Annotated in this window: 12 protein-coding genes; all 12 read left to right on the top strand. The window is 49.8% G+C overall.

The window, feature by feature from the left end; genetic code table 11:
- Window positions 1–86: 86 nt before the first annotated feature.
- Window positions 87–677 (top strand): ATP-dependent Clp endopeptidase proteolytic subunit ClpP, encoded by a 591-nt coding sequence (gene clpP / locus EYB31_RS01395; protein ID WP_131011467.1) that lies wholly within the window; start codon window positions 87–89, stop codon window positions 675–677.
- Between the two features lie 14 nt (window positions 678–691).
- Window positions 692–1954, top strand: a complete 1263-nt coding sequence (gene clpX, locus EYB31_RS01390; RefSeq protein WP_131011466.1) for an ATP-dependent protease ATP-binding subunit ClpX — start codon at window positions 692–694, stop codon at window positions 1952–1954.
- Between the two features lie 110 nt (window positions 1955–2064).
- Window positions 2065–3162 (top strand): flavodoxin-dependent (E)-4-hydroxy-3-methylbut-2-enyl-diphosphate synthase, encoded by a 1098-nt coding sequence (gene ispG, locus EYB31_RS01385; protein WP_131011465.1) that lies wholly within the window; start codon window positions 2065–2067, stop codon window positions 3160–3162.
- A 166-nt stretch (window positions 3163–3328) separates the two neighbouring features.
- Window positions 3329–3658, top strand: coding sequence for a bh protein (locus EYB31_RS01380; RefSeq protein WP_131011464.1), 330 nt, complete (start codon window positions 3329–3331; stop codon window positions 3656–3658).
- A 241-nt stretch (window positions 3659–3899) separates the two neighbouring features.
- On the top strand, window positions 3900–5210 hold the full coding sequence (locus EYB31_RS01375; protein ID WP_131011463.1) for an NAD(P)H-dependent oxidoreductase: 1311 nt from the start codon (window positions 3900–3902) through the stop codon (window positions 5208–5210).
- Between the two features lie 22 nt (window positions 5211–5232).
- Window positions 5233–5973, top strand: a complete 741-nt coding sequence (locus EYB31_RS01370) for an MgtC/SapB family protein (protein ID WP_131011462.1) — start codon at window positions 5233–5235, stop codon at window positions 5971–5973.
- Window positions 5974–6083: 110 nt separating this feature from the next.
- Window positions 6084–7172 carry an ABC transporter substrate-binding protein gene (locus tag EYB31_RS01365; RefSeq protein ID WP_165452141.1) on the top strand — a complete coding sequence of 363 codons (1089 nt, stop codon included), beginning with the start codon at window positions 6084–6086 and terminating at the stop codon, window positions 7170–7172.
- Window positions 7173–7200: 28 nt separating this feature from the next.
- Complete coding sequence (locus EYB31_RS01360; RefSeq protein ID WP_131011460.1) at window positions 7201–8928, top strand: ABC transporter permease; 1728 nt, start codon at window positions 7201–7203, stop codon at window positions 8926–8928.
- Between the two features lie 33 nt (window positions 8929–8961).
- Entirely contained in the window at window positions 8962–10020 is a 1059-nt protein-coding gene (locus EYB31_RS01355) for an ABC transporter ATP-binding protein (protein ID WP_131011459.1), read from the top strand.
- 38 nt (window positions 10021–10058) lie between these two features.
- A complete protein-coding gene (locus EYB31_RS01350; protein WP_131011458.1) occupies window positions 10059–10793 on the top strand; it encodes an MBL fold metallo-hydrolase in 735 nt (244 codons plus the stop codon).
- A 26-nt stretch (window positions 10794–10819) separates the two neighbouring features.
- Window positions 10820–11677 (top strand): Cof-type HAD-IIB family hydrolase, encoded by an 858-nt coding sequence (locus EYB31_RS01345; RefSeq protein WP_131011457.1) that lies wholly within the window; start codon window positions 10820–10822, stop codon window positions 11675–11677.
- 167 nt (window positions 11678–11844) lie between these two features.
- Window positions 11845–12831: a thiamine pyrophosphate-dependent dehydrogenase E1 component subunit alpha gene (locus tag EYB31_RS01340; RefSeq protein ID WP_131011456.1), complete on the top strand. Its 987-nt coding sequence runs from the start codon at window positions 11845–11847 to the stop codon at window positions 12829–12831.
- The last annotated feature ends 83 nt before the right edge of the window (window positions 12832–12914 follow it).

The following is a 12914-nucleotide window of genomic DNA, read 5'->3' as shown; positions in this document are numbered from 1 at the left end:
CCGAAATGACAATAGAGGTTAAACATGCTACAATAAAAATGATGCCGTAAAGGTATCTCAATTTTATCGCAAAGGGGTTGGAAACAATGAGTCTGATACCAATGGTAGTCGAGCAGGAAGGCCGAGGAGAGCGATCTTACGACATCTATTCGCGGCTCTTGAAGGATCGAATCATCTTTATCGGGAGTGCCATCGATGACGATGTTGCCAACCTGGTTATTGCGCAGCTTCTCTTCTTATCCGCACAGGATTCGGAGAAAGATATACATCTGTACATCAACTCGCCGGGCGGCTCGGTTACAGCCGGCATGGGGATTTTTGACACGATGCAGTTTATTAAGCCGGATGTATCGACGATTTGCGTCGGTATGGCTGCGAGCATGGGGTCCTTATTGCTCACTGCAGGAGCGAAGGGGAAACGTTTTGCCCTTCCTAACAGCGAAGTTATGATTCATCAACCGCTGGGTGGTGTCAGAGGCCAAGCCACCGACATCAAAATCCATGCGGACTGGATTGTTAAGACCAAAAATAAGCTGAATCAAATCTATGTCGAACGTACCGGCCAACCGCTGGAAAAAATCGAACGGGATACCGACCGCGATAACTTTATGAGCGCGGAAGAGGCCAAGGAGTACGGCCTGATTGACGCGGTGATTACCCGCAACGAGTTGACTTAAGAAGGAGTGATCCCATGTTTAAGTTTAACGATGAAAAAGGCCAATTGAAATGTTCCTTCTGCGGCAAATCGCAGGATCAGGTTCGCAAGCTCGTTGCCGGACCAGGCGTATACATTTGTGATGAGTGCATCGAGCTGTGCACGGAAATTGTCGAGGAGGAGCTTGGACATGAGGAAGAGCTCGATCTGAAGGACGTTCCGAAACCTAAGGAAATCCGCAATATTTTGGATCAATACGTCATCGGCCAAGAGCATGCTAAGAAATCTTTGGCAGTAGCGGTGTATAACCATTACAAGCGGATCAACTCGCAGAACAAGCTGGAGGATGTTGAGCTTCAGAAGAGCAACATCGTGCTTGTCGGTCCTACGGGCAGCGGTAAAACGCTGCTTGCGCAGACGCTTGCCAAAATTTTGAACGTGCCGTTTGCGATCGCCGATGCGACTTCGCTGACGGAAGCCGGTTATGTCGGCGAAGATGTGGAAAATATTCTGCTTAAGCTGATTCAAGCGGCAGATTATGATGTGGAAAAAGCGGAACGCGGCATTATTTACATTGACGAAATCGATAAGGTGGCACGCAAGTCGGAGAACCCGTCGATTACCCGCGACGTTTCCGGCGAAGGCGTGCAGCAAGCGCTGCTTAAAATTTTGGAAGGCACAGTGGCTTCCGTTCCTCCGCAAGGCGGACGCAAGCACCCGCATCAGGAATTCATCCAAATCGATACAACGAATATCCTGTTCATTTGCGGTGGCGCATTTGATGGATTGGAGCAAATTATTAAACGCCGGATCGGTAAAAAGGTCATTGGTTTCGGTACGGACGGCATCAAAACCGATCTGAAACCGGGCGAATATTTGTCGTTGGTATTGCCGGAGGACCTGCTCAAATTCGGGCTTATCCCTGAATTTGTCGGCCGTTTGCCGGTTATTTCGACCTTGGAGCCGCTCGACGAAGCCGCATTGGTCCGCATTCTCACCGAACCGAAGAACGCCCTTGTCAAGCAGTATCAGAAGATGCTCGACATGGATAGCGTTGCGCTTGAGTTCTCGCCGGATGCGCTTGATGCGATCGCTAAAGAAGCGATCAAACGGAATACGGGCGCGCGTGGCTTGAGAGCGATCATCGAAAGCATCATGCTTGAGGTGATGTTTGAAGCGCCGTCGCGTACGGATGTCAATAGCTGCGTCATTACGCAGGAAGTTGTTGCGGACAAAATCGCTCCGACATTGACGCATAAGGAAGGACAGACGTCGAAGAAAAAAGAGGAAAGTGCGTAATTTTTCCTCGCTAAATATATATCACTGAACATAACAACCTCCGCTTCTTACGTCGGCATGCCGCATGGGGAGCGGAGGATGTTTGGTGTCATGGGAGAGAGAGCAATTATATGTTCCATCGGTCGGAAACGATACCTGTCAAAGTAGGAAACTTAACCATCGGCGGCAGCAACGATGTCATTATTCAGAGCATGTGTACGACCAAAACTGCCGATGTAAAAGCGACTGTAGAGGAGATTCACCGTCTGGAGGATGCGGGTTGCCAAATCGTCCGGGTTACCGTCAACAACAAGGAAGCAGCGGCGGCGATCAAAGACATCAAGAAGCAAATATCCATTCCCCTTGTGGCCGATATCCATTTTGACTACCGTCTTGCTTTGGCGGCTATCGAAAATGGGATAGATAAAGTGCGCATAAATCCCGGCAACATCGGCCGGCGCGAAAAGGTCGAGGCTGTTGTCAAAGCGTGCAAGGAACGAGATATCCCGATTCGTATCGGTGTGAATGCAGGTTCGCTCGAAAGCCATTTGCTGGAGAAATACGGCTATCCGACGCCGGAAGCAATGGTGGAAAGCGCATTGTATCATATTCGGATTTTGGAAGAGCTGGATTTCCACAATATCATTGTGTCGCTTAAAGCGTCGGACGTGCCTATGGCGATTTCCGCCTATAAGCAAGCCGCGGAAACATTCCGTTATCCGCTCCATCTCGGGATTACCGAGGCGGGGACTGCTTTCTCGGGCGCCGTAAAAAGCGCGGCGGGTCTGGGCACGCTGCTGTCCATGGGTCTGGGTTCGACGATTCGTATCAGCCTCAGCGCCGATCCTGTCGAGGAAATTAAAGTGGCTCGTGAGTTGTTGAAATCGTTTGGTCTGATTACGAATGCGGCTACTTTGATTTCTTGTCCGACTTGCGGCCGTCTGGATATTGATTTGTTCTCCGTTGCCAATGAAATCGAAGAATATATCTCCAAACTCAAGGTGCCGATCAAGGTATCTGTGCTTGGCTGCGCGGTCAACGGTCCGGGCGAAGCCCGGGAAGCGGACATCGGTATCGCAGGAGCAAGAGGCGAAGGAATGCTGTTCCGCTATGGAGAAATGATCCGCAAAGTACCCGAAGCGGAGCTTGTCGGTGAACTCAAGAAAGAAATCGACCATATCGTAAAGGTCTACGAAGAAACCGGCAAAATTCCCGGCAGGAAGCACTAAAACCGAATGCATATAAGCCAAAACAAGCTCCATTGTTTTGGCTTATTTTTATCATGGCAAAAAGCTACCCGCAATTGAAATCCGTTGGTATAATGGGATAGTAGATACGTGTTAGGTTTTTTTCCATTTTTTCATGTATTATATACTGAGGAGTGGAGGAGTACAAGTGGAAGAGAAAAAAATGGAGGCTGAGCTTTACTGTCTGCCCTGCCGCGGTGAAACCGTGCACACGATTGTTTATATCAATAACAAGCTGTCGAAAATCGAATGCCAGGCGTGCCACCACTTGCATGTCATCTCGATTAATGTCAAAGAAGAGCTGTATCACGAAATATTGGAGCGGATTATTTCCAAGCCGACACGTATGTCCAAAGAGTATAAAGCGGACCTCACTTTGTTCTTGAAATCGCTGCCAATACGGATGTTAAGCAAGCCCTTCCGTGTGTATAAAGAAGCCAGGACCATGAAACGATACATCGACGAGCATAAGATGTAAGCCGTTGTCGCAACCAGCCCCGTTTTCCTAGCAGCCAGGTTCAGTCAGAAGGTTTATTTGTCGTTGTCTGATAAGAGCTATTTTGCTGCTATATTAAGGCTGCCATCGGTGTACACCGGCGACAGCCTTTTTTTTGTGTTGACATGTTGGGAACTCCAAATTACAATTGTAACTGTAAGGAACGTTTGTAAAAGATACAAACAGGACCACTGAGAGCTACAACGTACAAGGAGAGATGAGCATGCTGGGACTAAATCGAAAATTGGCCGAATTGCATAGAAATGGCGGATATATCCGTGTGGGATTAATCGGGGCCGGGCAAATGGGCAGGGGAATGATCTCGCAGATCGAAGCGATGTTGGGGATGAGAGTGGTCATTACCGCCGATTTGTTTACCGACAATATCAAGAAAGCGTATACAAAAGCGGGCGTTGATCCTTCGCAAATTAAAGAAACAAACGACCGCGATATCGCGGAGAAAGCGATAGCTGCAGGTTATGTCGTAGCGACTAGCGACGCCGAAATGGTCCCGCATTTGGATCAGGTAGACGTGATCGTCGATGCAACGGGCATTACGAATATTGGCGCCAAAATCGCCTGGAATGCCATTGTTAACAAAAAACATATCGTTATGCTGAATGTGGAAACGGACGTAACGGTCGGTCCACTGCTTAAGAAAATGGCCGAAGCTGCGGGTGTTGTGTATACCGGTTCCGCCGGCGACGAACCTGGAGCGATCATGGAGTTATACGATTTCGCGGACGCGATCGGTTTTGAAATCGTAGCGCTCGGCAAAGGTAAAAACAACCCGCTTAACGTGCATGCGAATCCGGATACGGCGGCCGAAGAAGCTAAGCAAAAAGGCGCCAGCCCGAAAATGCTTGCCTCCTTCCAGGACGGAACCAAAACGATGGTGGAGATGACGGCGGTAGCGAATGCGACAGGATTTGTGCCGGATGTGCAAGGCATGCACGGTATCAAAGCGACGGTACAGGAGCTGCCGGGGCTGCTTAAGCTGAAGCAGGACGGCGGTATTTTGAACCGCAAGCGGGTTGTAGAATATGTCAACGGCGTTGCACCCGGAGTATTCGCGATCATTAGCTCGGACAAAAAAGAAGTTCATGAGGAACTGAAATATTTGAAGATGGGCGATGGACCTAATTACGTGTTATTCCGTCCTTTCCATCTGACCAGTCTCGAAACCCCGCTTTCCATTGCAAAGGCTTACTTCCACAAGGAAGCAACCATTGCGCCTTATGCCGGATTGGTAGCCGAGACGGTATCCGTCGCCAAGAAAACGCTGAAACCGGGTGATGTGCTTGACGGTATCGGCTGCTTTACCGCTTATGGCCGCATTATGACGGCAGAGGATCAACGCAAGACCGGCGCGCTTCCGCTTGGCTTGATCGGACCTAATATTCGTTTGAAACGCGAAGTGGCGCAGGATCAATTAATCACGTTTGACGATATTGAAATCGTGGAAAGCAACATGATTTTACGGCTGCGCGAAATGATGATGGAACAGCTGCTTGCTTCCGGGGCATCCCGATAAGCTCGGGAACAGTGTCATGGACATGAGCTCGGTTTGGACTATTGACTTCTGGCATATCACATTGAGATTGTTTTTGGCGGTCATCCTTGGCGGACTTATCGGGTTGGAACGCGAGCTGCACAATCATAGCGCCGGATTTCGCACACATACGCTTGTATGCATCGGTTCCGCCTTAATCATGCTTTTGTCCGTCCACGGCTTCTCTGATTTTGTCAATGAGCTTAACGTGCGGGTCGATCCTTCCCGGCTCGCAGCGCAGGTAATCAGCGGCATCGGCTTTCTCGGCGCCGGCACCATCATCCGCAACGGCACTTCCATCTCCGGCCTGACGACGGCCGCATCGCTTTGGGTTACCGCAGGCATTGGCCTTGCGGTAGGGGCCGGATTTTACAAAGGCGCATTAGTCGGAGCTTTCTTTGTTCTGATCTGCCTGTTTTTATTAAATAAAGCGGAGCAATGGTTCGGAATGAAACAGAGCAAAACAATCAAGCTGATCCTGGACGCAGGGGACGGACAGACGGGTAAAGCCGTTTCCGATATGGAATCGACAGGTATTAGAGTGAGGAAAGTGCGTATTGCCGAAGAAGAAGTGGACGGCGAGAAATGCAAGGTTGTCATATGCTGGATCAGCGAAATCGACGACACGATGCTGGAGCATTACTTCCGCTACATGCAGCAGGTTGGCAGCGTTCGAAAGATTGAATCCAACATCAACGGCAAGAAAGTGAGCCTGATAACTTCTAAACTTGGCTTAGGGGGGTGATGTGAGCTTCATTTTGCAGCTGCAGCATGTTATGTTAGTAACGTTCTTTCCCACCAGGTGAAGTCAGCGAACGAAAGAAGATGCCAAATATCAGAAAAAGGGTGAATGTAATGAAAAAAACAGCAGTAGTTATGTTAGCGCTCGCTATGACCATGGTTGCCAGCGCATGCGGCTCCAGCACTCCGGCACCGGCGGCAAATTCCCAGAGCGGCGGCCAAGGCGCACAGAGCAATGCCGGCGCGCAGTCCGGAGCTAAACCTGAAGAGAAAAAAGAAGTGGCTGGAACGATTAACCTGTACACTTCAGAAGCTCAGGACTTGGTTAACGACATGATCGCCGACTTCAAGAAGAAAAATCCGAAAGTCGATGTAAAAATCTTCAGATCGGGAACCGGCGATGTCATCTCCAAGATGGAAGCCGAGAAAACAGCGGGAAAAATCCAAGCCGATGTGATCTGGTTTGCGGACGTCGATTATTTCTCCACGCTGGCCAAAAACAATCTGCTTCTGAAATACGATTCTCCCGAAGCGAAAAATTTGGATAAACGTTACGCCTATGAAGATGGAAAATACTACGAGGTTCGTCAAATCTTTAACGTAATCGGTTACAATACCGCGAAAATAAAGAAAGCGCCAACATCCTGGAAAGATCTTGCCGGTGCCGACTTTAAAGGCAAGGTTGCAATCGCCAACCCGAACTACTCGGGAGCCGCATTCCAGACGCTTGCGACTTTCGTGAACGATAAAGGCCTGGGCTGGGATTATTTCAATACCTTGAAAAACAATGGGGTAAAATTCGAACAGTCCAACGGCAATCTGGCGAGCAAGCTGTCTTCCGGAGAATATTACGGCGTATCCGTTGTTGACTTTATGGTGCGCAACGCGAAAAATTCCGGCTCTCCTGTAGATATCGCATGGCCAAGCGAAGGCGCCGTGCTTATTCCGACTCCGGTTGGCATCATCAACGATTCGGCCAACAAAGAGCCTGCCCAGAAGCTGGTTGACTACTTGTTGTCTCAGGACGGACAGAAGTTCTTCGTTAAACAGGGTTATATTCCGGTTAAGACCGATGTAGGCAGCCCGGAAGGTTCGCCTAAATTGGATACGATCAAAGTGTTCCCGCTGGACATGGATTTCATAAGCAAAAATAGAGACAGCATCAAGAAGAAGTTCCTGGAAACGTTCGCTGATGCAAAATAGTACTACTCGACAGGAAGGATTTGGTTGAATGATTGGCAAGCCGACTGAGTTAAGCAACTCTAACCGTCCGGCCCGCAAGCTAGATCTGTCGATCGGCCCCCACCTAGTATGGTGGGGAACGTTCGCTCTTCTCGGCTTCACCGTGTTTTATCCGTGTTTGGTATTGCTGATCAACAGCTTCAAAGCGGATAGCGGATTTACATTATCCAACTACGTGCTGTTGTTTCAGACTCCGGCAATATATACAAGCATGTTTAACAGCTTGAAAGTCGTCATCCCTGCAACGTGCTTTGCAACGATTCTCGGAGTGCTGCTGGCATGGATCGTTGCCAGAACGAAAATTCCGGGCAAAAGAGTATGGCAGACGCTGATTGCTACACCGTATCTGATTCCTCCGTTTGTCGGCGCCATATCGTGGACTTATTTGCTTGGCCCGGTCGGCTTGATCAACAATCTGTACATGGACTGGTTTCATATGACGGAGCCCCTGATTGACATTTACAGCATGGGCGGCATGATTTTTGTGATGTCGATCTATGGATACACAATTCCTTATATCGTTGTATTGCCGGCGATCCAGAAAATCGACGCGTCTGTGGAAGAAGCGGGGAGAATATCGGGAGCAAGCACGCTGCGCACGATGAAGGACATTACGCTTCCGCTGATTACGCCGGCCATTCTAGGCGGTATGCTGCTGCTGTTCATGAATTTGCTGGCGGATTTCGGGATTCCTTCCGTACTCGGAGCGCCCAAACATATTACCTTGATGACTTCGCAGATTTACCAGACGATCATGAATGTCGATCAGCCGAACCATTTGCAAATCGCCTCGGCCAATTCGCTGCTGCTCGCTGTGATCGGTTTGATCGGTCTGCAATTGTATCAGAAAATCATTAAATCAAGCAAATATATGGTGGTCAGCGGTAAACATCCGTCCAGCGAAAAGATGAGCCTTGGCAAATGGACTGTACCGGTATATCTGTTCATGCTGTTGGTCGTTATTGTGACCACGGTTGCGCCGATTTGCGCAGCGATCTACACTTCTTTGATCAAAGCAATCGGAGCAGGTACGGGTTGGGATAATTTGACCTTCCGCAATTATGCGACCTTGTTTAAGATCGAGTCGATCAAACGGGCGCTGATCAACAGTATTTCCTTGTCGGCGATCGCCGGTTTTGCCATAGCGGTGTTCGGATTGATTCTCTCTTATATGGTCATCCGTATCAGAATGAAAGGTTCGAGAATCGTGGAAGCGCTGGTTGCGATTCCTTATGCGGTTCCCGGTACGATTGTAGGTTTGGCCATGATCTTGGCGTTTGTTAATCCGCTGCCGATTGTTGGCTGGCAGTTGTATAATACATTTTGGATTTTGCTCGTCGCTTACCTGGCGCGTTTTATGAATTTAGGGTTACAGACGATAACCGGGGCGATGACGCAAATACATCCTTCGCTGGAGGAAGCGAGCCGTATTTCCGGCGCTTCGCAAATGCGCGCGTTCTGGGATATTATGTTACCGCTGCTGAGGCCAAGTTTTTATGCGGCATTTTTCCTGGTCATGATGCCGGCTTTGGGAGAAATTACGCTGTCTTCCCTGTTGTGGTCGGTGAATAACGAAACGATCGGCGTCATCGTATTTGCAGCGCAGGAGGAAGGCAAAATCGCTTTAACTGCGGCGCTCGCGGTCATACTCATCCTTTTTGTGGTATCGCTCAATATGATCTTAAAGCTCGTCACCAAAGGGAAAATCGGAATGTAATCAAAAACTAGAAGACGCTTTTGGGAGGCTGCTATGGGCACACTGGTGTTGAAAAACGTATCCAAAAAATATAAGGACAGCACGGCGGTGAACAACGTCAATGTGACGATCAACCGCAACGAATTCGTGACGATCGTCGGACCGTCCGGCTGCGGCAAAACAACAACGCTGCGCATGATCGCCGGTTTCATCGAGCCGACCGACGGCATTATCCGGCTGGATGAAGATGAGCTTGTCAACACGGCTTCTTCCAAATTTCTGCCTCCGGAAAAACGCGGCATCGGCATGGTGTTCCAATCGTACGCGGTGTGGCCGCATATGAATGTGTTCGACAACGTGGCTTATCCGTTAAAGCTCAGAAAGCTGAGCAAATCGGTCATTGCCGAGAAAACCAAAGAAATTTTGCGCATCGTTCATCTGGCGCAATACGAAACGCGTTTTCCGCACGAATTGTCCGGTGGTCAGCAACAGCGCGTCGCACTTGCCAGAGCGCTTGTGATGGAGCCTCGCCTGCTGCTGCTTGACGAACCGCTGTCGAATCTCGATGCTGCGTTAAGAGAACAGATGCGGGTGGAAATCAAAGAAATTCAACGCAAGATGGGCATTACGATTGTTAATGTCACCCACGACCAGATCGAAGCGATGACGATGTCCGATAAAGTGATCGTCATGAATGCCGGCAACGTCATTCAGGTGGGCAGTCCTCAAGAGATTTACAATAAACCGGCCGACTCGTTTGTCGCCAAGTTTATCGGTTCGGCCAATGTGCTGCCGTGTACGAGAGTGGGAAATGCGGCGGATGGGAAGATGAAAGTGAGCATATTTGGCTCGACGGTGGACATCGCGGCTGTGGAATCGTCCCGGGAGACGGGTTTTATTTCCGTCAGACCTCATCATATTACGCTGGACCGCACGTCTTCGCTGAAGGGGAAAATTGTCAACAAGCTGTATCAGGGAGACCGGATCGAATATCAGCTGACGCTGCATAACGAGAAAATTTCCGTTGTGACCGACGCTTCGGAAGAACACAATTACGAGTTGGAAGACGAGCTCGGCGTTACGATTCGCCAAGGGGTATGGCTGCATCAATAAGCTCGGGCCAACAATATTCATGTATGGGGTGATGAAGTATGCAAGTGACCATTTTAGGCTATTGGGGAGGATATCCTTCCGCGGGCGGCGCTACGGCCGGTTACCTCATCACGACGGATGAAGGCACCATTTTGCTCGATTGCGGCAGCGGCGTCATGAGCCGGCTTCCTTTTTATACAAATGTGGAGAGCATCTCCGGCGTTATTTTATCGCATCTGCATTACGACCATATGGCGGATATCGGCATTCTGCAGTATGCGGCGGTAGGCGCGCTGCGGACCGGCCGAATGAAAGAGCGGCTGCAAATCTACGCTCCGGATCAGCCCGAAGATATGCTGAAGAAGCTGCATGGCGTGCATTCCGACATTCATGTGATCGAAGCATCGCGCAAGGTCACGATTGCCGGAGCGGAAATCGAGTTTATTCCGGTGCTGCACACCATTCCTTGTTATGCGGTGAAAATCAGCTACAAAGGAAAAGTGTTTGCTTATTCTGCGGATACGTCTTATTGCGAGTCGCTGATTGATTTTGCCAAGGAAGCGGATATGTTCTTGTGCGAAGCGACGATTTGTGAAGGAAGCCATCATACGACAGGCGAAGGCCATATGAATGCGGGACAGGCGGGAACGATTGCCAAGAAAGCGAATGTCAAAAAGCTTGTGCTGACACATTTGCCTCATGACGGCAATTTTGAGTTTATGAAGCAGACGGCCAGCGAGGCGTTTGGCAGACCGGTGTATATTCCGAATATAACAAGCAATTTTACGCTGTAACACTAAATAGATGGAGTGCGATAGAGATGTACAAACTGTTGGCTTTGGATATGGATGGAACGTTGCTCGACAACAATAAAACGATTACGGGACCGGTTTTGGAAGCGATCCGGCAGCTGGTGTTTAACGATGTTCATGTCACCATCGCCACGGGAAGATTCCCCGCTTCGGTTTGGCTGCATGCCAAATATTTAGGTTTGAACTTTCCGCTCGTTGCACTGAACGGGGCTGTCATTTTGGATCCGATTACGGGAAGCGAGCTGCATGGAACGCCGATTGAGGCGCAGATCGCCCGGAAAATTGCGGAATATATTGAAACGACAGACTCTTATGTGCACTTCTACGGGTATAACATTTTGTTTGTTAAAGAACTAAACGATATGAATAAAAGATGGCCTTATGCCAATGTAGTTATAGATCCCAATAAAGAGCTGACCGAAGACAATTACCGCGGTCAGGTGCATCATATTCAAGTGAATCCTGTCGGCCAGCTGTCGTCATTTTTGGCCGGCACGGACAACCGGGTGTATAAGTCTACGGTCATTAACGAAAACCCGGAAGTTGTCGACGCGTTGTACGCCGAATTCAGCACCTGGAAGGAGCTGGAGATTACCCGTACGGGCAAGCGCCGTTTTGACATTAACGCCTCCGGCGTAAACAAGAAAACCGCTCTGCAGAAAGTGTGCGCGGACGCGGGGATTGCCGTGCAGGATGTCGTCACGATGGGCGATTACGACAACGATTTGGAAATGCTGAAGTGGGCCGGACTGGGCATCGCCATGGGGAACGGCAACGAGAGGGCGAAAGCGGCTGCCCGCGCCGTTACCGCAAGCAACAATGAGCATGGCGTCGCCGAGGCGATCAGAAAGTATTTTTTTTCGTAACCATGAACCGTCCCCTTTCATTTGCATGAATGATAAGTTCCTGAGATGAAAGGGGATTTTTTTGTCTTGACGAACATCTTGGGAATGATTATGATATTTACAAATGTAACTAGTTAGAACAAATGTAAAGATTCTCTGAAGTGCGATCCAGAACGGAGGAAGCGATAATGATTAAAAGTTTGCAACTGCCCCCTATGATTACCGAACAGAAACTGGTTGAGTTATACCGTCAAATGTGGGTGATCCGGTATTTTGACGAGAAGGTGGATGAATTTTTCGCCAAAGGTTTGATTCATGGAACGACTCACCTGTGCGTCGGCCAAGAAGCGACGGCTGCCGGCGCATGCGCGGTGCTGGAAGACCGCGATAAGATTACGAGCACACACCGCGGTCATGGCCACTGCATCGCCAAGGGAGCCGAAGCCAAGGGCATGATGGCCGAGCTGTTCGGCCGTGAAACGGGCTACTGCAAAGGCAAGGGCGGCTCGATGCACATCGCCGACGTCGACAAGGGCAACCTCGGCGCAAACGGCATCGTGGGCGGAGGCATTCCGATTGCGGTTGGCGCGGCGCTTACCTCGAAGATGAAAAATCTCGGTTATGTCGTAGTTTGCTTCTTCGGCGACGGGGCCTCCAACGAAGGCAGCTTCCACGAATCGATCAATCTGGCGTCGGTATGGGGGCTTCCGGTTGTGTTTTTCTGCGAAAACAACCAATACGGCATGTCGGGTTCGGTCAAAGAAATGACCAACATCGAAAATCTCGCCGAGCGGGCAGCCGCTTACGGCATTCCGGGCAAAGTGGTTGACGGCAATGATTTGATCGAGGTGCTGAACGTCACCAGCGAAGCGGTGGAAAGAGCGCGCCAAGGCCACGGGCCAACACTGATCGAAGCGAAGACGTACCGCTACAAAGGCCACTCCAAAAGCGACGGCAAAAAATACCGAACCCGCGAGGAAGAGCAGGAGTGGAGAACGACCAGAGACGCGCTTGACCGGCTGAAAGGTTACTTGATTGAAAATGGCCTGTCGGACGAAGCCGCGCTGGAAGAACTGAGAATTTCGGCGCAGCGGGAAATCGAAGATGCGGTTAAGTTTGCCGAAGAAAGCCCGATGCCTTCCATCGATACCATTTACGAAGACGTTTTTGCTTAAATATGCGGACTTCATTCCGCAAAGTTCAAAGTTTATGCTTACGAAGTGAACTTTGCAGAGCAAAGTTCTTAGGAGGACTGAAT

This window comes from Paenibacillus thalictri, assembly GCF_004307995.1.
GTDB classification, from domain to species: Bacteria; Bacillota; Bacilli; order Paenibacillales; family NBRC-103111; genus Paenibacillus_AF; species Paenibacillus_AF thalictri.
This window is presented reverse-complemented; position numbering and strand designations above follow the sequence as displayed.